The following is a 25,640-nucleotide window of genomic DNA, read 5'->3' on the forward strand; positions in this document are numbered from 1 at the left end:
CAACAAGGAAGCTGAGAGGCGAGGCGTAGCCATGCGGTATGGACAGCAGCAGCTTGTTTTTCTCAACGGTCTTTTCCTCGTGCTTTTGCTCGGCATCTACGGCGAGGATTTGCTGCATGTCTCGCTTGGCACTCTTGCCCTTGGCATGGCGGGGTTCTTCTTTTTGTCGCTTTTTCTGCTCGTGCGCGAGAGCAGCAGGACGTGGCTGGCGTTCTTGCTGCTCTTTCTTTTTTTCGGCGCGTGGCGCTTCGCTTGGGGCGAGGCTCTGCCTGCCGATGATGTTTCGCATTTAATTGGCCATGAGGCGGCGGTCAAGGGTGTGCTCGTCGAGGCGCCGTATGTGCGGCGGACGGCGCAGGGGACGTTCGTGCGCTATACAGTGGAGGCGAAGCATGTGCGCATCTCCGGTGAGGAGCAGGCGGCGTCGGGAGCACTCTACGTCTCGGAGATGCGCGAAGATGTCAGCGATTTGCCTGAGATCGGCGCAGAAATCACGGCGTTTGGAAAGTTCAAGGGCATCTATGGCTACGGCAATCCCGGGCGCATTGATGTGGAGCGCGCGGCGGCGGTCAAGGGCGTGCGCGCGCGTCTATCGGCGAAGAAGCCGGGCGTGGCATGGGAAGCGGGAGAGTCGCATCCCGTGCTGCGTTGGAGCGAGCGGGTGCGCTCGGCATACCGCGCTTCGATGGAGAGTGTGATGCCCAAGGAAGATGCGGCGGCGATCTTCGCCATGCTCTTCGGCGGCTACGAGGGCATAAAGCCCGAGCTTGTCGAAGCGTTCACGGCGACGGGCATTGTGCACATCCTTTCGGTGTCCGGCTCACATATCACGCTGTTGGCGGCAGTCATGGCTTGGCTCGGTGCGCTCCTGCGCCTGCGTTCCGTCGTGACGGCTGCTTTCGTCACGGTCGTCGTTGCCATCTACTGCGTGCTTGCGGGCTGCGTGCCGCCGGCCGTTCGTGCGGGCGCAATGGGATTGCTCGCGTTTTTTGCGCTCGCATTGGAGCGCGAGAACGACGCGCGGCGGCTTCTGGCTCTCGTCGGCATGGCGCTGCTCTTCTTCGAGCCGCTTTTGGCGTTTGATGTCAGCTTCCAACTGTCGTTCGCGGCGACGGCGGGACTTCTCTATCTTGCACCGCCTTTTGCCGATCGCCTTTCGACCTTGCGTTTTCTGCCGCGCTTCATCGTGCTGAGCCTTGCCGTCACGCTCGGGGCGCAGCTCGCGACCTTGCCGCTCCTCGCATGGTACTTCCACCGGTTGTCGTTTTCGTCTCTCATCGCCAATATCCTTGTCGTGCCCGTCGTGGAACTCGTCATCGTCGCGGGGCTTTTCGCGGGGCTTGCATCCTTCGTGCTGCCGTTCTTGGCGAAGGCCGTCTTTCTTGCGGACAGTCTGCTCTTGGGGGTTGTTTATGAGTGCACGCGCCTTCTGGCGAATATGCCGGGCGGTGAGGTATATCTGCCGACGCTTTCCGTGCCGCTTACGCTCGTCTATTTCGCCGTGCTCGTCGTTTTCGCGCAGCCCGAGGAGCGGCGAGAGGCTGTCTTTTCTTGGTGCAGAGAGCGTCGCAAGGCGCTCTTTGCCGCACTTTTACTCGTCACTGCCGCCGTCGCCTTATGGCAGATTTCACGTCCGCAGGAGATGGCGGTGCACTTCATCGACGTGGGGCAGGGAGATGCGGCTCTCGTCGTGACGCCGCACGGCAGAGCCTTGATGATCGATACAGGCGGCACGCGCGACGGCGGCTACGACATCGGCTCGCGCGTCGATGTGCCGTACCTTTCGCATTACGGCGTGCGAAGGATCGACTACATCATCCTCACGCATGTGCACGAGGATCATGCGGGCGGCGCGGGTGGCATCGTGCGGCACATGCCCGTCGGTATGATCTTGACGGCGCACGAGCCGCGTACCGAGTATGCACGCGTGCTTGGCTGCTCCCTCGATGCGCCTGAGATGCAGCACCTAGCCCCTGCGGAGGCGGGCGAGCACATCGACCTCGACGGAGTGGCGGTCGACATCCTCTACGCGCCGCAGGTGGAGGGCGGTGCAGCAGAGGGCGCGACGGGCAACGAGTATTCGAACGTCATCCGCGTGCGATACGGCGCGGCTTCGTTCCTCTTCACGGGCGATCTTGTCGCGGAGCAGGAAAAGGCCATGCTCGCAGAGGGGAGAAATCCTCGATGCACCGTCCTGAAGGTCGCACACCACGGCTCGAAAACCTCGACGACGGAGGAGTTCCTCGCTGCCGCACAGCCGCGCCTCGCCGTCATCAGCGTCGGCAGGGACAACAACTTCGGACATCCCGCCCCGGAGGTCATCGAGCGGCTACAGAAAAACGGCATGAAAATCTACCGCACCGATGAGGATGGTGCGGTCGTATGCAGGACGGATGGGAAGACGCTGCGGGTAGAGACGTTTCGCTGATATAGGTGCAATGAGGTTCATTTTGGCATGGAAAAGATTGCGCTTCACAATAGTGTACGTTATAATGTACGTAAAGGAGGATGGCTATCATGCAGGTGATGAATGCGACGACATTTCGACAGAATTTGTTTCAAACGCTTGAGCAGACTGTACGCTATAATGAGCCTGTCCATATCACAGGAAAGGAAGGGGCAGCGGTGCTCATGAGTGCCGCGGATTACAACGATTTGATGGCGACGATCGAGCTTTGTGCCGTTCCCGGTATGCAGAAGAAAATCGTCGATGGGCTGAATACATCGATGGAAGAATGCCTGCCTGCGGATAAGGTGACGTGGTGAGCTGGCGAATCGTCTATACGAAGGCAGCGGCGGCGGATGTGCCGAAACTCAAAGCAGCGCATTTGGCGGAAAAAGCGCAGGCGCTTATCAAGATTCTGGGGGAGAATCCATTTCAGAACCCACCGTCTTATGAGAAGCTGCGAGGCAGTCTGCAAGGTGCATATTCCAGGCGGCTGAATATTCAGCATCGTTTGGTATACGAAGTTTTGGGGGAAGAGAAGACCGTTAAGATCATCAGCATGTGGACGCATTACGAGTTTTAAGGAAGCGCTGATAAAATGAGGTCAAGCCAAAGGTACAGACAGAATGGGCATCATGTTATCCATGATTTCTTGAGAAATATGCTATGGATATGAGTTTGCTTCAATGATATAATGGAGCACATAAGAAGTTCTTTTTCGCAATCGACAGTTGTCATAGGAGGGAGCGAGCGTATGCGCTATCTGTGGCTGATTTTCGCAATCGCTGCCTTGGGCGGCGGCGCTTGGCTCGGTTATGAGGGGGAATGGTGGAAGGCCAGCGTGATGGTTTTTCTCGGCGGCTTTACAATTTTTCAGGTGAGAGGACTGCGTGGCGGAAAGCAGAGGCTGAAGCTCAAGAGGGCGCAACTGCAGAGGCTGCCCGATGCGCGAGCGGAGCTTCTGGAAGCGAGTTTTGCCAAGGCGGTGGGCGACTACGATGTTCTGCAGGATTTGCGGCAAAAGGTAAAAGATCGTGAGATGTCGCAGGAACTTGTTGCCCTGCAGCATGTTGCGGGCAATATGCTGCGCTATCTGGAGCGCAATCCCGAACGCATCGTGGCAGCGGAGGATTTCATCGAGATATATCAAGAGAAGGCGGCCGTCATGCTGCGCCAGTATGTCGAGCTTGAGGAAACGCAGCTCGCTTCCGAAGAGGTGGTGCAGGCGAAGCGGCGTGTCAAGGAGATGCTTTCTTCCCTGCGCACGACGTATGAGGAGGAGTTCAAGCGCGTCATAAACTATCAGCTCATGGATCTCAACGCTGAGATCGAGGTGCTGCAGCACTCGATGAAGGGGCAGGCGATGGGGGAAGCGTGCACTGTGCCCGAAGCGACGGAGCAGCCCTTCGTAAGGCGAGGTGCGCAGCATCCGATGAAGGCGGCGAACGCGATGCCGGTTTTCCTGCAGAAGGTTTCGAGTCTCGCGCGAGGCACGAGCGCCATACCGCAGGAGCTTTACTGGCAAGTCGTGCGGCGCAAGATCAAGGCGTCGCTGCTCGGCATATTCCTCGGCGGCTTCGGTGCGCACAAGTTTTTTCTGGGCAAGAATTTTCAGGGCGTTGGCTACATCCTGTTCCTCTGGACGGGACTGCCGATCTTCGTCGGCTTCATCGAGGGCGTGCGTTGGCTCTTCATGCCCGTCGATGATTTTTACTTCGATTACTGTGATGAGGATTAGGCAGAGCAGATAAAGGAGAGGGAGAAATGGCGGAAATCAATCTGGACGATCTCTTGAGCAAGCGTGCGCAGCAGCCGCAGGAAAAGGCGCTGGAACTTGCGCCTGAAAAGGAGCTTGAGCGCATCGCGCAGGCGGTCGAGGAACTGACGCCTGCGGAGCGTGCCGAGGTGGAGAAGATCAAGGAGGGGCTTGACCTCACGGACTCGGCGGCGATCATCGACTTCGGCACGGCGGCGCAGAAGAACATCGCCGACTTTTCGGACAGCATTCTTTGCAACGTGCGTGCGAAGGACAGCGGCTACGTTGGCGAGCTTCTGGGCGAGCTTCTGACGAATGTCAAGAGTTTCGAGCCGAAGTCGTCGGACGGCGGCTTTTTGAAGAAGCTGCCGCTCGTCAGCTCCCTCGTCGGCAAGGCGGAGACGATGATGCAGGGCTACGAGAAGGTTTCCGTGCAGGTCGAGAAGGTTAAGACGTCGCTGCAGAAGGCGCGCATGCTCATGATGAAGGACGTCACGATGCTCGACACTCTCTTTGCGAAGAATCTTGAGTACTTCAAGACGCTGGAACTTTACATTCGCGCGGGCGAGGAGAAGATGCAGGAGATGCGTGAAGTCACGCTGCCCAAGCTGCGTGCGCAGGCTGCTGCGTCGAGCGACCCGATGGCGGCGCAGGTCGTCAGCGATTTTGAGAGTTCCGTCGAGCGCTTCGAGAAGAAGGTGCATGACCTCAAGATCAGCAAGACGATTTCTATCCAGACGGCGCCGCAGATCCGCCTCATACAGAACAACGACAAGGTCCTCATCGACCGTGTGCAGAGCGCGATCTACAACTCGATTCCGCTGTGGAAGAATCAGATGGTCATAGCGCTCGGCCTCGCGAACCAGAAGAAGGTTCTTGAGATGCAGCACTCGGTCAATGAGATGACGAACGATCTTCTAAAGAAGAATGCGGAAATGCTCAAGATCGGCACGATCGAGACGGCGAAGGAGAACGAGCGTAGCATCGTGGACATCGAGACGGTGCGCAAGGTGAACGACGATCTCGTGACGACGATCGAGGAGACGCTGAAGATCCAGCAGGATGGCAGGGCGAAAAGGCGCGCGGCGGAAGCCGAGCTTGTCGAGCTGGAAAGCAGGCTTAAGAAAGCGCTCGAAAGCACGCTCGACGGGCGAAATGGTTGACAGCGTTTCCTTTCATCTGCTATCATAAAATGTGCTAGAAAGAAAAGGAGATGGAACTTTCATGAAAGCAGCTCTTTTTATGGGAAGTGATTCGGACTGGCCGATCATGAAGCCGGCGGTGGAGCTTCTCAAGGAGTTCGGCGTCGAGGTCGATGTCATCGTGGCCTCGGCGCACCGCACGCCCGCGAAGGTGCATGAGTATGCCGAAAATGCGCGTGAAAACGGCGTTGGCGTCATCATTGCAGCGGCGGGCGCGGCAGCGCACCTGGCGGGCGTCATCGCGAGCTACACGACGCTTCCCGTCATCGGCGTGCCGATCAACGCGACGCCTTTGAACGGCCTCGACGCGCTCTTGAGCACGGTGCAGATGCCGTCGGGCATCCCCGTCGCGACGATGGCGGTCAACGGCGCGAAGAATGCGGCGGTATTTGCCCTTGAGATCTTCGGTGCGAGAGACGCTGCCGTCGCAAAGCAGCTCGAAGGGTATCGCGAGAAGCTCAGGGAAGGCGTGGCGAAGAAGGCGGCGCGTGTAGCGTCCCAGGTCAATCAGTAGAAGTTTAACGGAGGACAGGAAATCATGAGCAAGAAGGTTCTGTACGAAGGCAAAGCAAAGATCATGTATGAGACGGAAAATCTCGACGAACTGCTCGTCTATTACAAGGACGATGCGACGGCAGGCAACGGCGCGAAGAAGGGCACGATCGTCGACAAGGGCGTCATGAACAACAAGATCACGGCTTTTTTCTTTGACCTCCTGAAGAAGAACGGCATCGACCATCACTGCATTAGCATGCCGAGCGACCGTGAGATGATCGTCAAGAAGCTTGAGATCATTCCGCTTGAGGTCGTCGTGCGCAATATTGCGGCGGGCAGCCTTGCCGAGCGCCTCGGCCTTGAAGAAGGCACGAAGATGGCGATTCCCATCGTGGAACTTTACTACAAGAGCGATGAACTCGGCGATCCGATGATCAACCACTACCATGTCAAGGCGATGGCAATGGCGACGGATGAGGAGATCCGTGAGATTGAGCGCCAGGCCTTGAAGGTCAACGAGATCATGCGCGATTATTTGAAGACGAAAAAGATCACGCTCGTCGATTTCAAGCTGGAATTTGGCAGGGACAAGAACGGTACGATCATTCTTGCCGACGAGATCTCGCCGGACAACTGCCGCTTCTGGGACAGCGATACGAACGAGAAGCTCGATAAGGACAGATTTCGCCGTGACCTCGGCAACGTGGAGGACGCCTACAAGGAGATTCTGCGCCGCCTGACAGGCGAGGAGAGATAATAGCCCGCAGCCCGCCGCCATTCTGTTGGATGGCGGTGGGTTTGTGTATTTCTTTACATTTTTTCGTTTTCGATTGTGTTGGAGGAGGCAGAATGGAAAAGAAACTTACCTATCGCGATGCGGGCGTCGATATCGACGCGGGCAATGAATCCGTCAAGCTCATCAAGGACAGCGTGCGTGCGACGTACCGCCCCGAAGTGCTCGGCGACCTCGGCGGTTTCGGCGGGCTCTTCGCGCTGCAGGCGGCGAAGTACAAGGAGCCGGTGCTCGTCTCAGGCACGGACGGCGTGGGCACGAAGCTGCGGCTTGCCTTCATGCTCGGCAAGCACGATACCGTGGGGCAGGATGCCGTCGCCATGTGCGTCAACGACATCCTCGTGCAGGGTGCAGAGCCGCTTTTCTTTCTCGACTACCTCGCCGTCGGCAAGCTCGTCCCCGAGCAGGTGGCCGCCGTCGTCAAGGGCGTTGCCGCCGCCTGCAAGGAGTCGGGATGTGCGCTCATCGGCGGCGAGACGGCGGAGATGGCGGGCTTCTATGCTGATGGCGAGTACGACATCGCAGGCTTTGCTGTCGGCGTCGTCGAGAAGTCGAAGATCATCACGAGCGAGCGTGTCCAGGAGGGCGACGTGCTGCTCGCGCTGCCGTCCTCAGGCGTTCACTCGAACGGCTTCTCGCTCGTGCGCAAGATTTGCTTCGAGCACAAGGGCTTCACGGGAGTTGAAACCTTCCCTGAGCTTCAAAAGACGCTCGGCGAGGAGCTTCTGACACCGACGCGGCTCTATCCGCGCGTGTGTCTGCCGCTCATCGAAAAGTTCGACATTCATGGCATGGTGCACATCACGGGTGGCGGCTTCTATGAAAATATCCCGCGCGCCCTGCCCGAGCATCTTGCCGCAGAAGTCGATGCTTCCGCCTGGCAGACGCCGCCGATCTTCCGCCTGCTGCAAGAGTGGGGTAATGTCGATGGGCATGAGATGTACCGCACGTTCAACATGGGCGTCGGCATGGTCATCATCGCCGCGCCCGAGGAGGCCGCGAAGATTCGCGCACATCTTGAGGCGGCGGGCGAGGAGGTCTACGAGATCGGCTGCGTCAAGAAGGGTGCGCACGATGTGACGATCAAAGGCGGGGTTCTCGATGCGTAAGGAAGTTCTCGGCATCCTGTGCTCGGGGCGCGGCACGAATCTCGAATCCATCATCAAGGCGCAGAAGCAGGGAGAGATTCGCGCTGAGATCGCCGTCGTGCTGACGGACAAACCCGAAGCGAAGGCCTTGGAACGCGCGGCACAGGCGGGTATAGCGCATCATTGCGTCGATCGCAAAGCGTGTGCGACGCGCGAGGAGTTCGAGGAAAAGCTCGTTGCGGCGCTTGAAGAGGCAGGTGTGACGCTCGTTGTGCTCGCAGGTTTCATGCGCATCTTGAGTCCGTACTTCGTGCGCAAGTTCTGCGGGCGCATATTGAACATTCATCCGTCGCTCCTGCCGTCGTTTGGCGGGGCGCACGCCCATCGCGATGTGCTCGCCTACGGCGTCAAGGTCTCAGGCTGCACGATTCATTTCGTCGACGAGGGTATGGACTCAGGGCCGATCATCCTGCAGGCGGCTGTGCCTGTCATGGATGACGATACGGAAGATACGCTCGCCGCGCGGGTGTTGGAGCAGGAACATATCCTCTATCCGCGCGCTATCGCGCTCTATGTGGATGGGCGGCTCAAGGTGGAAGGCCGCCATGTGACGATTTTGGAATAAGCTATTTGTTTGTTGTAGACGAAAGGTGGAGGTTGACCATGAAAATCAAGCGTGCTCTCATCAGTGTATCGGACAAGACGGGCGTCGTCGAGTTCGCACGCAAGCTGCATGATGCCGGTGTTGAGATCGTCTCGACGGGCGGCACGATGAAGGCGATCCGCGATGCGGGCATCCCCGTGCTCTACGTCAGTGATGTCACGGGCTTCCCTGAGATCATGGACGGCAGGGTCAAGACGCTCAATCCCTACATCCACGGCGGCATTCTCGCCGTGCGCGACGATCCCAAGCATGTACAGCAGATGAAGGAGCACAAGATCACGCCGATCGATCTCGTCGTCGTCAACCTCTATCCGTTCGATGCAACCGTGGCGAAACCAAACGTGACGCTCGCCGAGGCGATCGAGAACATCGACATCGGCGGCCCTGCGATGATCCGCGCCGCCGCGAAGAACTTCAAGTTCGTTGCCGTCGTGACGAATCCCTCGCACTACGATGAGGTTGCGGAAATGATCCAAAAGGACGGCTGCGTGCGCGGCATGAAGCGCATGGAACTCGCTCGTGAGGCCTTCCGTCATACATCGGTTTACGATGAGCACATCGCCGCATATCTTTCGGAGCAGATTGAGAAATAGGAGCAACGAGATGAAGATTTTGGTCATCGGCAGCGGCGGGCGCGAGCATGCACTTGCCTGGAAGCTCAAGGATAGTCCGCAGACGGAGAAGCTTTATGCGATTCCGGGCAATCCGGGCATGGCGGCAATCGCCGAATGCGTACCGCAGATCTCTCCGACGGACAATGCGGCAGTCGTCGCTTTTACCAAGGAGAACGGCATCGATCTCGTCGTCGTCGGCCCTGAGGCGCCGCTTGCGGGCGGCCTCGTCGACGCACTGGCGGCGGAGGGAATCAAGGCATTCGGCCCCGCGAAGCTCGCGGCGGAGATTGAGGGTTCGAAGGCATTTTCCAAAGACCTCATGAAGAAGTACGGCATCCCGACGGCGAAGTACGAAGTGTTTTCCGATGCCGCCGCCGCACGCGCCTACGTCAAAGCCGAGGGTGCGCCCATCGTCATCAAGGCGGATGGACTCGCGGCGGGCAAGGGCGTCGTCGTCGCCATGACCGAGGAGGAAGCGCTTGCCGCCGTCGACGAGATCATGGAGGGCGAAGCATTCGGCGCAGCGGGCAGCCGCGTCGTCATTGAGGAATTCATGGCGGGCGAGGAGGTTTCCATCCTCGCGTTCACCGACGGCAAGACGATTCGCGCGATGATTCCGTCGCAGGATCATAAGCGCGCCTACGACGGCGACAAAGGGCCGAACACCGGCGGCATGGGCGCTTATGCGCCCGCTCCCGTCGCGCCTCCCGCACTCGTCGCCGAGGTGCAGCGGACGATTCTGGAGCCGACGATCCGCGCGATGGAGCAGGAAGGGCGGCTCTACAAAGGCTGCCTCTACGCAGGACTCATGGTCACAGAGGAAGGCGCGAAGGTCGTTGAGTTCAACTGCCGCTTCGGCGATCCGGAGACGGAGGTTGTGCTGCCGCTCCTCAAAGGCGACCTCGTCGAAATCATGCTGTCGTGCGTCGACGGCAATCTCGCTGATGTCGAGATTCCTTGGAGCACGGGCGCGGCGGTGACCGTCGTCCTCGCGGCGGGCGGCTATCCGAAGACCTACGAGAAGGGCGCGGAAATCACGGGTCTCGCCGATGCTGAGGCGGAAGGATGCCTCGTCTTTCATGCGGGAACGGCAGAGAAGGACGGCAAGATCGTCACGGCGGGCGGCCGCGTGCTGAACATCGTCGCTGAGGCAGCGGACATCCGCGCGGCGGTTGAGAAGGCATATCGCGGCGTCGGGTGCGTACATTTCAAGGACGCCTTCTGCCGTAAGGACATCGCGTACCGTGCATTGGAAAGGATGAAATGAACCTCTATGAAGTTGAACCTCAAGGAAAATGAGATTCTCCACGGTTTCCGTCTGCTCAAGCAGCAGACGGTGCCGGAGATCGATGCGAAGGCCTATGCGTTCGTGCATGAAAAGAGCGGCGCCCGCCTTTTCTTTTTGGAAAACGACGACGACAACAAGGTCTTTTCCATCAGCTTCCGTACGACGCCGGCGGATGATACGGGCGTGGCGCACATCGTCGAGCATTCGGTGCTCTGCGGCTCCAGGAAGTACCCGCTCAAGGAGCCGTTCGTCGAGCTTGTCAAAGGCTCTTTGAACACCTTCCTCAACGCCATGACCTTTCCCGATAAGACGATGTACCCTGTGGCGAGCCGCAATGACAAGGACTTCCAGAACCTCATGGACGTCTATCTCGACGCGGTCTTTTATCCTTCGATGAAGGAGACGCCTGAAATCTTCCAGCAGGAGGGCTGGCACTACGAGATCGACAATGCCGAAGAGCCGCTTCGCTACAGCGGCGTCGTCTACAACGAGATGAAGGGCGCTTTGTCCTCGCCCGATGACGTGCTTGAGAACAAGATCATGCTCTCCCTTTATCCCGATACGACGTACGGCTTCGAGTCGGGCGGCGATCCCGATGCGATTCCGACGCTGACGTATGAGGATTTCTGCGCCTTTCACAGCCGCTACTACCATCCGTCGAACAGCTACATCTACCTCTACGGCGCGATGGACATCGAAGAAAAGCTCGCCTATCTCGACCGCGAATATCTCGCTGCGTTCGACCGAATTGAGCCGCATTCCGAGATCGCTTTGCAGCAGCCCTTCCGTGATATGGCTCGCAAGGAGGACTTTTACTCCATTAGCGAGGGGGAGAAGGAGTCGGAGAAAACCTTCTTGGCGCTGAATTGGCTCGTGGGAGAGGCGGACAATGCCGAAGCGATGCTCGCTCTTGAAATCCTGCAGCATGCTCTCCTGCAGACGGAAGCCGCGCCCCTCAAAAAAGCGCTGATGGACGCGAAGATCGGCAAGGACGTCAGCGCTTCCTTCGAGGATGCGCTGCGCCAGCCTTACCTGAGCATCATCGTCACGAGTTCGGAGGCCGAGCGCGCCGAGGAGTTTTGCCGCCTGACGGAGGAGGCGATGCGCGGCCTCATCGAGAACGGCATCGACAAGACGCTGCTCGAAGCGTCGATCAACCGCCTCGAATTCAAGGCGCGTGAGGCGGACTTCGGCACGTTCCCCAAGGGGCTTGTCTACAACATCAAGATTATGAACAGCTGGCTCTACGATGCCGACCCTGCGCTCTACCTCTATTATGAGGAGCTTTTTCAGAAGATGCGCGAAGGACTCAAAGGGCGTTACTTTGAAGAGGTCTTGGAAAAGTACCTCGTGAAGAATGCGCATCGTTCTCTCGTCGTACTCAAGCCTAGCAAGACGCTTTCCTCTGAGCGCGAGGCGGCGCTTGCCGAAGCGCTGGAAAAGAAGAAGCAGGCGCTCACGCACGAGGAGATTGAGCGCATCATCGAGATGAACAAACGACTGAAGGAACGGCAGGAAAGCTCCGAGACAGCGGAGGCCCTGGCGACGATCCCTCTTCTTGAACTCTCCGATATTCGCAGGGAAGTGGAGAAACTGCCGCTCACCGAGCGCGAGATCGAGGGCTGCAAGGTGCTCCACAGCGATATTTTCACGAACAAGATCGCCTACGTTAACCTCTATTTCGATGCGCAGGGCGTACCACAGGAGCACATCCCGTATCTCTTTTTGCTGACCGAGCTTCTTGATGCGGTTGACACAGAGAGCCATACGTACGCCGAGCTGTCGAATCTCTCGAACCTCCATACGGGCGGCATATCGTACGAAAATTCCGCCGCCGTCCGAAACGGCGAGCCGGATTCCTGCATGCCGATGTTCCGCGTGCGTGCACGCGCCTTCGTACGCAAATTGCCCGAGCTGTTCTCGTTTCTCGCGGAGGTTCTGACCGAGAGCAAGTTCACGGACAAGAAGCGCATCGAGGAGCTTTGCGGACAGTGCCGCGCCGTCATGGAGGCTCGCGTCATGAGCGCCTCGCAGCGCAGTATGGCGGCACGCATCGCGTCTTATCTGTCGCCAGCGGGCGCTTACAACGAGCAGGCGATGCTGTCCTTCTATAGCTTCATCGCCGATCTCACCGATCACTTCGAGGAACGCTTCGAGGGACTTTCTCAGATACTCGCAAGCCTCCTGCCGCTTGTGTTCACAAAGGGCAATTTGACCATCGGTGTGACGCTCGCCGAAGCCGAATATGCCACATTCGCCGAGGAGGCCGCAAAGTTCTGCCGCCGTCTGCCGCAGGCGAAGGCAGAGCCTCAGGTGTACCATTTCGATGTGTGTGCGAAGAACGAGGGGCTTCTGTCGTCGAGCCGCGTGCAGTATGTGGGCAAGGCGGCGAACTTCCTGCGCCTCGGCTTTTCCTACACGGGCAGCATGAGCGTTCTGGAGACGATCCTGCGCTACGACTACTTCTGGACTAAAATCCGCGTGCAGGGCGGCGCCTATGGCGCATTTACGCAGTTCAGCCGCGTCGGCTTCCTGTTCTTCGGCTCATACCGCGATCCGAACCTCAGGGAAACGCTCGACGTCTTCGACAAGACGGCGTACTATTTACGCGGCTTCGACGTGTCCGACCGCGAGATGGTGAAGTTCATCATCGGCACGATCAGCACGGTCGACGCGCCGCTGACGCCGCAACTCAAGGGACTTGCCGCGCAGGACGGCTTTCTGCGTCATGTGACGGAAGCCGATCGTCAGAAGTCGCGCGATGAGATTCTTGCGACGCGGCAGGCGGACATTCGCGCGCTGGCGGATGTCGTCGACGCCTGCATGCAGGAAAATGTCCTGTGCGTCTTCGGCAATGAAGAAAAACTGAAGGAAAATGCAGGCCTTTTCGGCGGGCTTCTGCACGCTCTGGGCAGTGCGGCTGATTGACTTTCTTCCCTTGTCATGCCATAATGAAGAGAAACGCTGCACACGTCGGCGTTTCTCTCCAAATGAGATAATATCAAGGGGGACTTCGGAATGAAAGAACCAATCTTTACTGGTGCGGGCGTCGCCATCATCACTCCCTTTACGGAAGATGGCGTGAACTTCGAGGAGTTCGGCCGCATCATCGAAGATCAGATCGCGGGCGGCACGGACGCCATCGTCGTCACAGGAACGACGGGCGAGGCGGCAGCCATGAGCGATGCCGAGCACAAGGAAGCCATCAAGTTTGTCGTTGAGACAGTCGGCGGACGCATCCCCGTCATCGCGGGCACAGGATCGAACGATACGAACTACGCGATCCAACTTTCGCAGTATGCGGAGAAGGCGGGGGCGAACGGGCTGCTGCTCGTGACACCGTACTATAACAAGTGTACGCAGGGAGGTCTTGTCAAGCATTTCTCGAAGATTGCCGACAATGTCAATATCCCGAGCATCGTCTACAATGTGCCGTCGCGCACGGGCGTCAACATTCTGCCCGCGACGTATGCCCGTCTCGCCGAGCATCCGCGCATCAACGCGACGAAGGAAGCGAGCGGCAACCTCGCGGCAGTGGCGCGCATCCGTAAGGCTTGCGGCGATTCGCTCAACGTCTATTCGGGCAACGACGATGAGATCGTGCCGATCCTCTCCGTCGGCGGCAAGGGCGTCATCTCCGTTCTTTCCAACGTCGCGCCGAAGGCGACTCACGATATGTGTCGTCTGTACTTCGAGGGAAAGGTTGAGGAAGCAGCGAAGATTCAGATTGACTACATGGATCTGATCGAAGCGCTCTTCTCCGAGGTCAATCCGATTCCCGTCAAGACGGCGATGCGCCTCATGGGCTACAAGACGGGGCACTTGCGCATGCCGCTTTCCGAGCTGGAGCCTGAGCATCTGGAACCGTTGAAAAAGGCGCTGAAGAGTCACAGCCTTTTGCAGTGACCTCATGCCGATTGAGAAAGAGTCAAGGAGGAAGATTCAATGAAGAAGATTGTCCAAGTCATGCTTTTCGTCTGCCTGACCGTGTTCGGCATGCAGGTCGCTTTCGCCAACTCCGACAAGGTTACGATCCCGGAGGGCGCCGACATTGTCAGCGTCAAGCGTCTTGCTCTCGCAGCGCCGCTCTACACGCCGACGAAGGACGCTCCGACGAAAGAAGAATTGCTCGCTTCAATGTATGAGGCAAGCAATGTGGCGCGCAGCTATGTGCTTTCCTATGATATGGTTGCCGCCGACATTCAGAAGAATACAGGCGTTGACATCAAGTCTCTCGACCGCCGCCAGGCCGCAAAGGTCTACAAGGAAAACGTGGCCGCCGATGCCGATGCTTATGTCGTCTTGACAGTCGCGAACAACAGTCGCATCGTCTTTTTCTTCGATGTCTACCGCTCGGGCACGAACGAGCTTCTCTACACCTATCAGATTGTAGCGAACAGAAGCCAGAAGGCGAATACGGAAACGTACAAGGCTCTGTCGGAGCAGTTCTACAAGAACTTCGAGCGCTCCGCCAACGAACAGGCAAAGAAATAAAAGGAAAGGGGGCTGCGCATAAGTCGATCGGACTTGTGCGGCAGCCCCTTCTTTATGCGGTGGGATGCAGCGGAAAACCTGTATGGACAATATTGGTAGAAAGGATGATCGGATGATTTCAGCGAATCGTTTGATGCGCTATCTTTGGCTCGGCGTCGGCATGATCGCCCTCGCCTTGGGCACGGCGGGCATCGTTTTGCCGCTGTTGCCGACGGTGCCGTTCTATCTTCTGGCGGCGTTCTGCTTTGCCAAGAGTTCGGAGCGTCTCCATCGTTGGTTTGCCGGCACCAAATTGTATCAGAAATACGTCGTCCCGTTCAACGACGGCAATGGCATGACGTGGCAGGCGAAGCTCAAAACCATGGCGCTCGTGACGGGCGTCATGAGCGTCAGCGGCTACTTCCTTTTGGACAATCACATGGGATTGATGATGCTTGGTGGCGCATGGCTTCTTCAGTGCGCCGCAATGCTCTTTTTCGTCAAGACGAGGAAGTGTGAGAAGCCTCCTGTCGGTCAGTGTGCGAAGTAGAGCGGCTTGATCTTGGCGGATTCTGCGACGGATTCCGTGATGCAGCCCGTCCGTACCATGGCGTCGAGCACGACGATCTGCCGCTTCTTTGCAAGCATGAAGTCAACGTAGGGCGAATAGACGGAAGGCGCGTTGGGGATTCCTGCGAGCATTGACGTCTCGGGCAGGTCGAGTTCGTGCGGCTCTCTGCCGAAGTAGCCGACAGAAGCTTCGTGTATACCGTAAAAGCCTGAGCCAAAGTAGATCGTGTTGAGATACAGCTCCAGAATCTCATCCTTGGAGTAGTGCATCTCAAGATCGAGTGAAAGCAGCGCTTCTTCCAACTTGCGGTCGAGGGACTGCTCGTCGGACAGGAAGAGGTTTTTGGCGAGCTGCTGTGTGATCGTGCTCGCGCCTTCCTCGATGCGTCCGTATTGCAGATTGACGAGCGTCGCGCGTGCGATCGCTTCGAGATCGAAGCCGTGATGCGAGTAGAAGCGGCTGTCTTCGACGGCAACGACGGCGTCGAGGAGCGAGTCGGGCATCTCGTCGATCGTCACATAGTGCTCGCGTTGGTGCACGCGCTCAGCGACCGCATCACGAAGGAAGATGAGGCGGCGAGCTTCCTGCATCTTCGGCATGGAGTCGAAGAACGCGGGACGAAAGATTGCCGCACTGCCCGTGACGAGGAAGGCGAGACAGAAAACGGTGAGGAGAAAGAGGGAAAAGCGCAAGAGCCGCTTGATTTTTTTCATGATGGCGGAAGCGTCCTCCTTTGATTTGTAATAGTATGCAGATCTTATTATAAGTTATACCGTCCTTTTTTGGAATACATTTCGCAAAAACAGCAATTATACAATTTGTTTTAGAAGATAAATCCCCCAAACCTATTGCATAATTATGCAATAAAATGTATAATTATAAACATCGTTCGACAAAGGAATTCGGGAAGGGGCGGTCGAGCACATGAGAGTGAGCATTATCGGAGCTACGGGCTACGCGGGGGCGGAGCTTCTGCGGCTTCTTTACGAACACCCGCAGGCGGATGTCGTGCATATCACGTCGGAGAGCCATACGGGGGAAAAAATTTCGAGCATCTATCCGCATCTTCGCGGCATTTACGATGAAGAGCTTGAGAGCATGAAAGACATCGAGCGCATCGGCAGGGACAGCGACTTCGTTTTCATCGGCCTGCCGCACGGTCATGCGATGGCGGCAGGCAAGGCGCTCGAAGGCGAGAATACGCGCATCATCGACCTTGGCGCAGACTATCGCTTCGCTGACACAGCGGTCTATGAAGCGTGGTACAAAGTCAAGCATACACACAAGGATGCCGAGCGCGTCTACGGTCTGGCGGAACTCAATCGCGAGGCGATTCGCGGTGCGAAGATCATTGGCAACGCGGGCTGCTACACGACGGCGAGCATCCTCGCGCTCGCACCTCTCGCCAAGAATCACCTCGTCGACATGGCGAGCATCGTCGTCGACGCGAAGTCCGGCGTATCGGGCGCGGGACGCTCGGCGAAGCAGGCGAATCTTCTGCCCGAGCTTTACGACAGCTTCAAGGCGTACGGCGTCGCCACGCATCGCCATACGCCTGAAATCGAGCAGGCGATGACGGAGCTTTCGGGCGAGCCGTGCATCCTGTCTTTTACGCCGCACCTCGTGCCCATGGCGCGCGGCATCCTCGCGACATGCTACGCGCGGCTGAAAGAAGGCGTCGAACCCAATATGGTCGATGCAGTGTATGAAACGATGTACGGTGAGGAATACTTCGTGCGGCTTCTCGGACGCGGCGGCTATCCGGCGACGAAGGCGGTGCGCGGCTCGAACTTCTGCGACATCGGCTGGCACATCGACGAAAGGACGCATCGCGTCGTCGTCCTTTCCGCCATCGACAACCTCGTCAAGGGGGCGGCGGGACAGGCCGTGCAGAACTTCAACATCGCCTGCGGTTTCGATGAGAAGCTCGGGCTTGATCATATCGCAGTTTATCCGTAATACAGGAGGGTATACAACATGTTTTCTGATACAGCAGCAAAAAAAGGCGTGACATTTCCCAAGGGATTCAAGGCGGCGGGCGTCAAGGCCGGCATTAAGAAGAGCGGCAACCTTGACGTCGCCGTGATCTATTCGGAGACGGAAGCGTCCGTCGCGGGCGTCTTCACGCAGAACGCCGTGGCGGCGGCACCCGTCTACGTTTCCAAAGCGGCGGTCGAGGACGGCAAGGCGCGCGCCATCGTGGCCAATGCGGGCTGTGCGAATGCCTGCACGGGCGAGCAGGGCATGAAGGATGCAAAGCGTACGGCAGAGATTGCAGCGAAGGCGCTCGGCTGTGCGGCGGATGACGTCCTCGTCGCCTCGACGGGTGTCATCGGCGTGAATCTGCCGATGGACAAGCTTGAGCAGGGCGTCAAGGATGCTGTGGCAAGCCTTTCCACGGAAGGCAGCGTCGATGCTGGCAATGCCATCATCACGACGGACACATATTCCAAGGCGTGTTCGACGGAGGTCGAGATCGGCGGCAGGAAGGTGCGTTTCGGCGCGATTGCCAAAGGCTCGGGCATGATCCAGCCGAATATGGCGACGATGCTTTCTTTCATCACGACGGACGCGGCAATCGACAGCAAGCTCCTGCAGCAGGCGCTTTCCGAGATCACCGAGGTCACGTTCAATATGATCTCGGTCGACGGCGACATGAGCACGAACGATATGGTGACGGTGCTTGCGAACGGTGCGGCGGGAAATGCGAAGATCACGGAGAAGAACGCTGACTACGAAATTTTCTATCGGACGCTCAAGGAGATCTGCACGGGGCTTTCCGAGCGCATTGCGGCGGACGGCGAGGGCGCGACGAAGTTCCTGACCGTGCATGTGACGGGCGCGGAGTCCTTCGATGCGGCGAAGCAGGTCGCGATGAGCGTCGCGAAGTCGCCGCTCGTCAAGACGGCGTTCTTCGGTGAAGATCCGAACTGGGGGCGCGTCATCTGCGCCGTCGGCTATGCGGGCGTGCCCATGACGCCGGAAAAGACCGTCGTGAAGTTCGGCGGCATTCCCGTCTATGCGAACGGCACGGGCGCTTCCTGCGATGCAGACGCCTTGCGCAAGGTCATGGGGCAGCATGACATCGTCATCGATGTCGAGATGGGCTTGGGCAGTGCCGAAGCAACGGTCTGGACGTGCGACTTTTCCTATGAGTATGTGAAGATCAACGGCGAGTACCATACCTGAGGCGGTGAAGCGATGTTTGCGGCAAACGACAAGGCGGCGATCCTCGTCGAGGCGCTGCCTTATATACAGGAATTTTATGGCAAGACCGTCGTCATCAAGTACGGCGGCAACGCCATGATCAATGAAGAGCTCAAGGAAAAGGTCATGCAGGACGTGGCGCTGATGAAGTACGTCGGCATACAGCCCGTCATCGTGCATGGCGGCGGCCCCGAGATCACGGGATTTCTCGGCAAGGTCGGCAAGGAGACGGAGTTCATCAGCGGCCTGCGCGTGACGGATGAAGAAACGGTCGAGATCGCCGAGATGGTGCTCGATGGCAAGATCAACTCCGACATCGTGACGCTCCTCAATCGCCGCGGCGTCAGTGCTGTCGGGCTGTCGGGCAAGGATGCGAACCTCATCCGCGCACAAAAGAAGCTCGCGACGGTCTACGAAGGGGAAGAGAGCAGGAAGGTGGACATCGGCTATGTCGGTCAGGTCGAAAAAATCGACACGCGCCTCCTGCAAGACCTCATCGCGCACGACTACATCCCCGTCATCGCGCCGATCGGCGTCGGTGCGGATGGCGAGAGCTACAACATCAACGCCGACTACGTGGCGGCGGAGATCGCGGGTGCGCTTGGGGCGGAGAAGCTCCTGCTCTTGACGGACGTCGAGGGCGTCTACAAGGACTATGAGGACAAATCATCCTTCATCTCGACGCTCACGGCAGCCGAGGCGCGTCGCTATATCGAGGACGGCACCTTGACGGGCGGCATGATCCCGAAGGTAGAAGCGTGCCTGAGGGCGCTCGATGCGGGTGCGGCAAAGACGCATATCATCGACGGCAGGCTTGGCCACTCCATCATCTTGGAAATCTTCACCTCGGCGGGCATCGGTACGCAGGTCGTGAAGTGACGGCGCATGGAAAAGCGGGGGAAATTATGAAAGAAACGGATGAAGCAATCTACGCGAAGGACGCGGCGGGCTATCTGCCCGTGTTCAACCGCTACAAGATTGTGCTCGACCACGGCGAGGGCGTCTACGTCTTCGACAACAACGGCAGGAAGTACATCGACTTCCTCGCGGGCATTGCGGTCAACGTGCTTGGTCACGCCTATGCGCCGCTCGTCAAGACGATCGCCGAACAGGCGGGGCGCATGATCCACTGCTCGAATCTCTATTACACGCAGGCGCAGGCGGATGCAGCGGAAAGGCTCGTGCGCCTTTCGGGGTTGGGCAAGGCGTTCTTCGCCAACTCGGGCGCGGAAGCGAACGAGGGCGCAATCAAGATCGCGCACAAGTATGCGCACGCGAAAGATCCTGAAAAGTCGCAGATCATCACGGCGTGGCATAGTTTTCACGGACGCACGCTCGCGACATTGACGGCGACGGGGCAGCCGAAGTATCACGAAGGCTTTGGCCCGCTGCCTGCGGGATTCGACTATGTGCATTACGGCAATATTGAAGAGCTGGAAAAGATGATGAGCGCGAAGACGTGCGCCGTCATGCTCGAAACGATTCAAGGCGAGGGCGGCGTCCATGTGCCGACGGCAGAATACTTGAAGCGCGTGCGCGAGCTTTGCGACGAGCACGGCGCACTCTTGATCTTCGATGAGATCCAATGCGGCATGGGGCGCACGGGCAAGATGTTCGCTTACGAGCATTTCGACGTGCAGCCCGACATCGTGACGCTTGCCAAGGGTCTTGCGGGCGGTGTGCCCATCGGCGCGTTCATCGTGACGGACGCGGCGGCTGCTGCTCTCCATGCGGGCGATCACGGCACGACCTTCGGCGGCAATCCTCTCGCGTGTGCGGCGGCGAACGTCGTGCTCGACACGGTGCAGAAAGAGGGCATCTTGGGTCACGTCGACAAGGTTGGCGCGTATTTCCGTGAAAAGCTCGAAGGCTTTCAAAAGAAGTATCCGGCACTCATCAAGGAAGTGCGCGGCATGGGGCTTCTTCTCGGCATGGAACTTTCCATAGAGGGGCGCGGCATTGTCAACGAATGTTTGGAGCACGGCGCGATCATCAACTGCACGGCAGGAAATGTCCTGCGCTTCGTGCCGCCGTTGATCGTCAAGGAAGCGCATATCGACGAACTCTGTGCGATCTTGGAGCCGATTCTGGCGAAGTACGCCAAGGGTTGAAGGGGAGGAAAACGTATGTTAAAAGGCAGGGATTTACTTTCCATCCACGATTTGTCCTCTGAGGAGGTCGAGGCGATTCTCGCGCTTGCCGAAGAACTCAAGGCGATGCAGAAGGCGGGCATCGAGCACCGCGTTCTCGCGGGCAAGACGCTCGGCATGATCTTCGAGAAATCCTCGACGAGGACGCGCGTCTCCTTTGAGACGGGCATGTTTCAGCTCGGCGGACAGGCGCTCTTCCTCTCGAACCGCGACCTGCAGATCGGGCGCGGCGAGCCGATCAAGGATACGGCTCGCGTCCTCTCGCGCTATCTCGACGGCGTGATGATCCGCACCTTTGAGCATGAGAAGGTGGAGGAGTTCGCCAAGTATGCCGACATTCCTATCATCAATGCCTTGACCGATCTCCTCCATCCGTGCCAGGCGCTGACCGACCTCTTGACGATTCGCGAGCACAAGGGCAAGAATCTCAAAGGGCTGAAGATGGCGTACGTCGGCGATGGCAACAACATGACGCATTCTCTGATGTATGCGGCGGCAAAGACGGGCATGAACTTTGTTGCCGCAACGCCTGCGGACTACGCGCCCGATGAAGGGGTGACGCAGAGGGCGCAGGAAGATGCGAAGGAGACTGGCGCGAGCATCGCGCTCGTGACCGACCCGTTTGCAGCGGCGAAGGACGCCGACATCCTCGTGACGGACACATGGGCGAGCATGGGGCAGGAGGCGGAGCACGAGGAGCGCAAGAAGATTTTCGCGCCGTACCAGATCAACGGCGACCTGCTCGCCGTCGCCGACAAACGCGCCATCGTCATGCACTGCCTGCCCGCCTATCGCGGCGAGGAGATCACGGAAGATGTTTTAGAGAGATTCTCCAACGTCATCTTCGACGAGGCGGAGAACCGCCTGCATACGCAGAAGGCAATCATGGCGCTTTTGATGGCGGACTGACTTCATCTTATCTGCAATCTCTGGCAGGAAAAATTTATGAAAGCGCGTATTCTTAAGGAGACGCTGAATTTATCAGTGCTTCCTTGATATAAAATATTTTAAGGAGCTGTTTTTCATGACAAAGGCAAAAGTGAAGAAAGTCGTACTCGCATATTCGGGCGGTCTGGACACCTCCGTCATCATTCCGTGGCTCAAGGAGAACTATGACGGCTGCGAGGTCATCGCGGCGTGCGTCGACATCGGGCAGGGCGACGAGGTCGCTCCCGTGCATGACAAGGCGCTGAAGTCCGGCGCGTCGAAGGCATACGTCGAAGACCTCACGCAGGAATTTCTCGAAGACTACGTCTGGCCGACGCTCAAGGCGCAGGCAGTATACGAAGGCAAGTACCTCTTGGGCACGTCGTTCGCGCGTCCTCTGATTGCCAAGCGTCTCGTCGAGATCGCGAAAGCGGAGGGCGCGGATGCCATCGCGCACGGCGCGACGGGCAAGGGCAACGACCAGGTGCGCTTCGAGCTGACGATCAAGGCTCTCGCGCCGAATCTCACGATCATTGCTCCGTGGCGCGAATGGGAACTTGGCGCGCGCACGGAGGAAATCGAGTACGCGAAGAAGCATGGCATTCCCGTCGCCGAGGAAAACAAGACGTACAGCATGGATCGCAACATCTGGCACCTGTCGCATGAAGGCTCCGACCTCGAAGATCCGTGGAACGAGCCGAAGAACGAGATGTTCCTGATCTCGAAAGCTCCCGAGGACGCGCCCGACAAGCCCGAGTACGTCACGATCGACTTCGAGAAGGGCATTCCCGTCGCCGTCAACGGCGAGAAGCTCGGCGCGGTCGAACTTTTGACGAAGCTCAACGAGATCGGCGCGAGAAACGGCGTCGGCATCACGGATATATGCGAGAACCGCCTCGTCGGCATGAAGTCGCGCGGCGTCTACGAGAATCCGGGCGGCGCGATCCTCTACTATGCGCATCGCGAGCTTGAGTACCTGTGCCTTGACCGCGCGACGTACCACTACAAGGAAGGCGTCGCCATCCGCTTCGGCGAGCTCGTCTACGACGGCATGTGGTTCTGCCAGCTCAGGGAAGCGCTGCAGGCGTTCGTCGACAGCACGCAGGAGAGCGTCACGGGCACGGTGCGCCTCAAACTCTACAAGGGCAATATCATCAGCGCCGGCTCGAAGTCGCCGTACTCGCTCTACAGTCAGGAGTTCGTGACCTTTGAGCGCGACGAGGTCTACGACCAGTCCGACGCGACGGGCTTCATCAACCTCTTCGGCCTGCCATTGAAGGTGCGTGCCCTCATGCAGGAAAAGGCGGGGAAGAAATGAGCGAACAGCTTTGGGGCGGTCGTTTCTCCAAGAGCACGGACGAGATGATCAACGATTTCCAGGCCTCTATTTCCTTCGACAAGCGCATGTACCGCGAGGACATCGCGGGTAGCATCGCGCACGCGAAGATGCTTGCCAAGTGCGGCATCATCGCGGAAGCGGATAAAGATGCCATCATCTCCGGGCTGCGTGATATTCTGCAAAAAATCGAGCACGGCGACTTCGACTTTTCCGTCGCGCTCGAAGACATCCACATGAACATCGAGAAGCGCCTGACCGACGCGATCGGCGAAGCGGGTGGCAGGCTGCACACGGCACGCAGCCGCAATGACCAGGTCGCGCTCGACACGCACCTCTATGTGCGCGGGCAGACGCTCGCCGTGCTCAGCTGCATTGCCAATCTGCAGCGTGCGCTCGTCGAGACGGCGGAGCGCTATCCCGACGTGATCATGCCGGGCTACACGCACTTGCAGCGTGCGCAGCCGATCCTCTTCTCGCACCACATGCTCGCCTACTTCTCCATGCTCGCACGCGACTTCTCACGCTTCCTGGGCGTTTACGAGCGTGCGGACATCATGCCGCTCGGCGCGGGTGCTCTCGCAGGCACGACGTTCCCCATCGACCGCGAATTCGTGGCGGAGGAGCTTCACTTCGATGCCATTTACACGAACAGCCTCGATGCCGTCAGCGACCGCGACTATATCATGGAATTCCTCTCCGCCGCCTCTATCCTCATGGTGCATCTCTCGCGGCTCTCCGAGGAAATCATCCTCTGGTGCTCGCGCGAATTCTCCTTCATCGAGTTGGACGATGCCCACTGCACAGGCTCCTCCATGATGCCGCAGAAGAAGAATCCCGACGTCTCCGAGCTTGTGCGCGGCAAGACGGGACGCGTCATCGGACACCTCATGGCGATGCTCACGATCGTCAAGGGTCTGCCGCTTGCCTATAACAAGGATCTGCAGGAGGACAAGGAAGGCGTGTTCGACGCCATCGACACGGTGAAATTCAGCCTCGCCGTCTACACAGCACTCCTGCGCGGCATGACGGTCAAAGGCGACGTCATGAAACGCGCCGTCACGGAAGACTTCTCCAACGCCACCGACCTTGCCGACTACCTCGTGAAGAAAGGCATGCCGTTCAGAAAAGCGCATGCCGTCGCAGGACACGCCGTGCATCTTTGCATCGAGCAGGGCAAGTGGCTCGAAGACATGACCATGGAAGAATTCCGCGCCCTGTCCGACCTCTTCGAAGCGGACATAAAAGATGCCATCCGTCCCGAAACCTGCGTAAAGAACCGCAATTCCCTCGGCGGCACTTCGTACAGCCAGGTCGCGTGGCAGCTTGAAAAGGCGAAAGCGCTGCTTGATGAGGAAGGCAGGAAGCAGGAAGAGTTGAAGAAGAAAGAGATTCGGTTCGATTGATGGGCAAGCCCCTTGCTGGGCACGTTGTATCGAATCGTGCATCTCAACAGCAAAAAAATGGAGTGTCGCTGTCGGCACTCCGTTTTTTGCTGTCGAATTTTATCGAAAGTGCAGAGTTTATCTGTGCTTTCGATATTTTTGATTTTTGCTGTTCGGTTTATCAGGAAGCGTGCGCTCGATTCGATTTTGCTCCAAAGCAGGGTGAAGATAATTTTTGCGGAAGGTTGGTCGGTGGGAAAGATGGAGTCGCTTCATCAGTTCCGCAGCGGAGAGCGTGTCGTTGCCGAGTGCGGAGAGAAGACGCTGAATCGCAGGTTTATCTTGGTCGCTATCTTGGTCGCTATCTTGGTCGCTGTCGCGACCGACAACGGTTACTTTGCCCAAGGCATCCCGAATGATTTCCAGCATCAGTTCTACGAATCCTGCACTATCTGCCTGTGCGTCTGCCGCACCAAGCGCATCGTAGTATTCTTGTTGTCGAGCTTGGATCAATTCTTCAACGGGCAGCCAGAAAAATAGTTCCTTCCATTGGGCGAGCAGGAGAGTGTGCCACATTCTGCCCATACGACCGTTTCCATCGGAAAAGGGGTGGATGAATTCAAACTCGTAGTGGAAGATCGCGCTTTTCACCAATGGATGAAGTTCCGAATGCCGATACCATGCAACGAGGTTGTGCATGTGCTCGGCTACAAATGCCGCCGGCGGAGCCATGTGTATCAGCGATATCCCTTTGAATATGCCGACGCCTCCGGAGCGGAATCGGCCGCTTTCCGGCACCAGACCGTTCATCATTTGTGCATGTGCTTTCAATAGGTCGTGTACGGACAGCGGATCCAGAAGCAGCAGCATCTCGTATGCATCATAAGCGTTCTGCACTTCGCGTATCTCGTTTGGATTGCCAAGAATACGTTTGCCGTTCAGGATAGCCGTCACTTGTTCCAAGGAAAGGGAGTTATTTTCAATGGCAAGAGAAGAGTGTATCGTTCGGATCCTATTTTTACGCCTCAGATGCGGGCTGATCGTGCCTTCTTGGAGGACAGTAATACGACCGACGTGTTCGCTGATTTCGGCAATCAGAGAGGTCATTCGATCCGTCATATGAAATGGTGGTCTGTAGTCGCTCATCGGATGCCTCCATGGATCACTCTGGAAAGACTTTTGCCGTATTATACCATGAAGCCCCGAGAAGTCAAGCCGAAGGCGCAGACTGATCGGCTAGGCTTC

24 protein-coding genes are annotated in these 25,640 nt (G+C 58.0%); 22 read left to right on the forward strand and 2 right to left on the reverse strand.

Annotation, left to right across the window (positions count from 1 at the left end; genetic code table 11):
- The first annotated feature begins 31 nt into the window (after positions 1-31).
- The 15 genes from QZ177_RS08040 to QZ177_RS08110 all read left to right on the forward strand — a co-directional run bounded on the left by QZ177_RS08040 (position 32) and on the right by QZ177_RS08110 (position 15,369).
- Positions 32-2,428 carry a DNA internalization-related competence protein ComEC/Rec2 gene (locus tag QZ177_RS08040; RefSeq protein ID WP_294176661.1) on the forward strand — a complete coding sequence of 799 codons (2,397 nt, stop codon included), beginning with the start codon at positions 32-34 and terminating at the stop codon, positions 2,426-2,428.
- 89 nt (positions 2,429-2,517) lie between these two features.
- A complete protein-coding gene (locus QZ177_RS08045; protein ID WP_294176664.1) occupies positions 2,518-2,766 on the forward strand; it encodes a type II toxin-antitoxin system prevent-host-death family antitoxin in 249 nt (82 codons plus the stop codon).
- On the forward strand, positions 2,763-3,029 hold the full coding sequence (locus QZ177_RS08050; RefSeq protein ID WP_294176666.1) for a Txe/YoeB family addiction module toxin: 267 nt from the start codon (positions 2,763-2,765) through the stop codon (positions 3,027-3,029). The genes QZ177_RS08045 and QZ177_RS08050 overlap by 4 nt, the downstream gene beginning before the upstream one ends.
- 171 nt (positions 3,030-3,200) lie before the next feature.
- Positions 3,201-4,184 (forward strand): 5-bromo-4-chloroindolyl phosphate hydrolysis family protein, encoded by a 984-nt coding sequence (locus tag QZ177_RS08055; protein ID WP_294176668.1) that lies wholly within the window; start codon positions 3,201-3,203, stop codon positions 4,182-4,184.
- A gap of 26 nt (positions 4,185-4,210) precedes the next feature.
- Positions 4,211-5,365: a toxic anion resistance protein gene (locus QZ177_RS08060; RefSeq protein WP_294176670.1), complete on the forward strand. Its 1,155-nt coding sequence runs from the start codon at positions 4,211-4,213 to the stop codon at positions 5,363-5,365.
- A gap of 61 nt (positions 5,366-5,426) precedes the next feature.
- Complete coding sequence (gene purE / locus QZ177_RS08065) at positions 5,427-5,918, forward strand: 5-(carboxyamino)imidazole ribonucleotide mutase (protein WP_294176672.1); 492 nt, start codon at positions 5,427-5,429, stop codon at positions 5,916-5,918.
- A 24-nt stretch (positions 5,919-5,942) separates the two neighbouring features.
- Positions 5,943-6,656, forward strand: a complete 714-nt coding sequence (gene purC, locus QZ177_RS08070; protein WP_294176677.1) for a phosphoribosylaminoimidazolesuccinocarboxamide synthase — start codon at positions 5,943-5,945, stop codon at positions 6,654-6,656.
- Between the two features lie 92 nt (positions 6,657-6,748).
- On the forward strand, positions 6,749-7,801 hold the full coding sequence (gene purM / locus QZ177_RS08075) for a phosphoribosylformylglycinamidine cyclo-ligase (RefSeq protein WP_294176679.1): 1,053 nt from the start codon (positions 6,749-6,751) through the stop codon (positions 7,799-7,801).
- On the forward strand, positions 7,794-8,405 hold the full coding sequence (gene purN, locus QZ177_RS08080) for a phosphoribosylglycinamide formyltransferase (RefSeq protein ID WP_009646488.1): 612 nt from the start codon (positions 7,794-7,796) through the stop codon (positions 8,403-8,405). The genes purM and purN overlap by 8 nt, the downstream gene beginning before the upstream one ends.
- Before the next feature lie 38 nt (positions 8,406-8,443).
- Positions 8,444-9,037, forward strand: a complete 594-nt coding sequence (locus QZ177_RS08085; RefSeq protein WP_009646364.1) for an IMP cyclohydrolase — start codon at positions 8,444-8,446, stop codon at positions 9,035-9,037.
- A gap of 10 nt (positions 9,038-9,047) precedes the next feature.
- The gene (gene purD, locus QZ177_RS08090; RefSeq protein WP_294176683.1) at positions 9,048-10,325 is read left to right on the forward strand and encodes a phosphoribosylamine--glycine ligase; all 1,278 of its coding nucleotides are present in this window, start codon (positions 9,048-9,050) and stop codon (positions 10,323-10,325) included.
- A 6-nt stretch (positions 10,326-10,331) separates the two neighbouring features.
- Complete coding sequence (locus QZ177_RS08095) at positions 10,332-13,274, forward strand: insulinase family protein (RefSeq protein WP_294176684.1); 2,943 nt, start codon at positions 10,332-10,334, stop codon at positions 13,272-13,274.
- A gap of 90 nt (positions 13,275-13,364) precedes the next feature.
- Positions 13,365-14,252, forward strand: a complete 888-nt coding sequence (gene dapA / locus QZ177_RS08100) for a 4-hydroxy-tetrahydrodipicolinate synthase (RefSeq protein ID WP_265071243.1) — start codon at positions 13,365-13,367, stop codon at positions 14,250-14,252.
- A gap of 39 nt (positions 14,253-14,291) precedes the next feature.
- Complete coding sequence (locus tag QZ177_RS08105; protein ID WP_265071244.1) at positions 14,292-14,840, forward strand: coenzyme F(420) biosynthesis enzyme; 549 nt, start codon at positions 14,292-14,294, stop codon at positions 14,838-14,840.
- 112 nt (positions 14,841-14,952) lie between these two features.
- Entirely contained in the window at positions 14,953-15,369 is a 417-nt protein-coding gene (locus QZ177_RS08110; protein ID WP_294176687.1) for a YbaN family protein, read from the forward strand.
- Here QZ177_RS08110 and QZ177_RS08115 read toward each other — a convergent pair.
- Complete coding sequence (locus QZ177_RS08115) at positions 15,354-16,103, reverse strand: transglycosylase domain-containing protein (protein ID WP_294176689.1); 750 nt, start codon at positions 16,101-16,103, stop codon at positions 15,354-15,356. The two genes, QZ177_RS08110 and QZ177_RS08115, sit on opposite strands and share 16 nt — an antisense overlap.
- Positions 16,104-16,314: 211 nt before the next feature.
- Here QZ177_RS08115 and argC point away from each other — a divergent pair, with 211 nt between their 5' ends.
- The 7 genes from argC (at position 16,315) to argH (ending at position 24,416) form a co-directional block, all read left to right on the forward strand.
- Complete coding sequence (gene argC, locus QZ177_RS08120; protein WP_294176690.1) at positions 16,315-17,349, forward strand: N-acetyl-gamma-glutamyl-phosphate reductase; 1,035 nt, start codon at positions 16,315-16,317, stop codon at positions 17,347-17,349.
- 18 nt (positions 17,350-17,367) lie between these two features.
- A complete protein-coding gene (gene argJ, locus QZ177_RS08125) occupies positions 17,368-18,579 on the forward strand; it encodes a bifunctional glutamate N-acetyltransferase/amino-acid acetyltransferase ArgJ (protein WP_294176692.1) in 1,212 nt (403 codons plus the stop codon).
- Between the two features lie 12 nt (positions 18,580-18,591).
- Positions 18,592-19,476: an acetylglutamate kinase gene (gene argB / locus QZ177_RS08130; RefSeq protein WP_009646467.1), complete on the forward strand. Its 885-nt coding sequence runs from the start codon at positions 18,592-18,594 to the stop codon at positions 19,474-19,476.
- Between the two features lie 26 nt (positions 19,477-19,502).
- Positions 19,503-20,708 (forward strand): aspartate aminotransferase family protein, encoded by a 1,206-nt coding sequence (locus tag QZ177_RS08135; protein ID WP_294176696.1) that lies wholly within the window; start codon positions 19,503-19,505, stop codon positions 20,706-20,708.
- A gap of 15 nt (positions 20,709-20,723) precedes the next feature.
- Entirely contained in the window at positions 20,724-21,656 is a 933-nt protein-coding gene (argF, locus tag QZ177_RS08140) for an ornithine carbamoyltransferase (RefSeq protein ID WP_294176698.1), read from the forward strand.
- 115 nt (positions 21,657-21,771) lie between these two features.
- Positions 21,772-22,992, forward strand: coding sequence for an argininosuccinate synthase (locus QZ177_RS08145; protein WP_294176700.1), 1,221 nt, complete (start codon positions 21,772-21,774; stop codon positions 22,990-22,992).
- The gene (gene argH, locus QZ177_RS08150) at positions 22,989-24,416 is read left to right on the forward strand and encodes an argininosuccinate lyase (protein WP_294176702.1); all 1,428 of its coding nucleotides are present in this window, start codon (positions 22,989-22,991) and stop codon (positions 24,414-24,416) included. Before QZ177_RS08145 ends, argH begins: the two co-directional genes overlap by 4 nt.
- A 117-nt stretch (positions 24,417-24,533) precedes the next feature.
- Here argH and QZ177_RS08155 read toward each other — a convergent pair whose 3' ends face one another.
- On the reverse strand, positions 24,534-25,541 hold the full coding sequence (locus tag QZ177_RS08155) for a Fic family protein (protein WP_294176704.1): 1,008 nt from the start codon (positions 25,539-25,541) through the stop codon (positions 24,534-24,536).
- Positions 25,542-25,640: the final 99 nt, after the last annotated feature.

It is taken from the genome of uncultured Selenomonas sp., from assembly GCA_905372355.1.
GTDB lineage: Bacteria > Bacillota > Negativicutes > Selenomonadales > Selenomonadaceae > Selenomonas.

Coding starts and splice junctions, on each gene's coding strand:
- QZ177_RS08040 (WP_294176661.1), top strand. CDS start 32: ATGCGGTATGGACAGCAGCAGCTTGTTTTTCTCAACGGTCTTTTCCTC.
- QZ177_RS08045 (WP_294176664.1), top strand. CDS start 2,518: ATGCAGGTGATGAATGCGACGACATTTCGACAGAATTTGTTTCAAACG.
- QZ177_RS08055 (WP_294176668.1), top strand. CDS start 3,201: ATGCGCTATCTGTGGCTGATTTTCGCAATCGCTGCCTTGGGCGGCGGC.
- QZ177_RS08060 (WP_294176670.1), top strand. CDS start 4,211: ATGGCGGAAATCAATCTGGACGATCTCTTGAGCAAGCGTGCGCAGCAG.
- purE (WP_294176672.1), top strand. CDS start 5,427: ATGAAAGCAGCTCTTTTTATGGGAAGTGATTCGGACTGGCCGATCATG.
- purC (WP_294176677.1), top strand. CDS start 5,943: ATGAGCAAGAAGGTTCTGTACGAAGGCAAAGCAAAGATCATGTATGAG.
- purM (WP_294176679.1), top strand. CDS start 6,749: ATGGAAAAGAAACTTACCTATCGCGATGCGGGCGTCGATATCGACGCG.
- purN (WP_009646488.1), top strand. CDS start 7,794: ATGCGTAAGGAAGTTCTCGGCATCCTGTGCTCGGGGCGCGGCACGAAT.
- QZ177_RS08085 (WP_009646364.1), top strand. CDS start 8,444: ATGAAAATCAAGCGTGCTCTCATCAGTGTATCGGACAAGACGGGCGTC.
- purD (WP_294176683.1), top strand. CDS start 9,048: ATGAAGATTTTGGTCATCGGCAGCGGCGGGCGCGAGCATGCACTTGCC.
- QZ177_RS08095 (WP_294176684.1), top strand. CDS start 10,332: ATGAAGTTGAACCTCAAGGAAAATGAGATTCTCCACGGTTTCCGTCTG.
- dapA (WP_265071243.1), top strand. CDS start 13,365: ATGAAAGAACCAATCTTTACTGGTGCGGGCGTCGCCATCATCACTCCC.
- QZ177_RS08105 (WP_265071244.1), top strand. CDS start 14,292: ATGAAGAAGATTGTCCAAGTCATGCTTTTCGTCTGCCTGACCGTGTTC.
- QZ177_RS08110 (WP_294176687.1), top strand. CDS start 14,953: ATGATTTCAGCGAATCGTTTGATGCGCTATCTTTGGCTCGGCGTCGGC.
- QZ177_RS08115 (WP_294176689.1), bottom strand. CDS start 16,103: ATGAAAAAAATCAAGCGGCTCTTGCGCTTTTCCCTCTTTCTCCTCACC.
- argC (WP_294176690.1), top strand. CDS start 16,315: ATGAGAGTGAGCATTATCGGAGCTACGGGCTACGCGGGGGCGGAGCTT.
- argJ (WP_294176692.1), top strand. CDS start 17,368: ATGTTTTCTGATACAGCAGCAAAAAAAGGCGTGACATTTCCCAAGGGA.
- argB (WP_009646467.1), top strand. CDS start 18,592: ATGTTTGCGGCAAACGACAAGGCGGCGATCCTCGTCGAGGCGCTGCCT.
- QZ177_RS08135 (WP_294176696.1), top strand. CDS start 19,503: ATGAAAGAAACGGATGAAGCAATCTACGCGAAGGACGCGGCGGGCTAT.
- argF (WP_294176698.1), top strand. CDS start 20,724: ATGTTAAAAGGCAGGGATTTACTTTCCATCCACGATTTGTCCTCTGAG.
- QZ177_RS08145 (WP_294176700.1), top strand. CDS start 21,772: ATGACAAAGGCAAAAGTGAAGAAAGTCGTACTCGCATATTCGGGCGGT.
- argH (WP_294176702.1), top strand. CDS start 22,989: ATGAGCGAACAGCTTTGGGGCGGTCGTTTCTCCAAGAGCACGGACGAG.
- QZ177_RS08155 (WP_294176704.1), bottom strand. CDS start 25,541: ATGAGCGACTACAGACCACCATTTCATATGACGGATCGAATGACCTCT.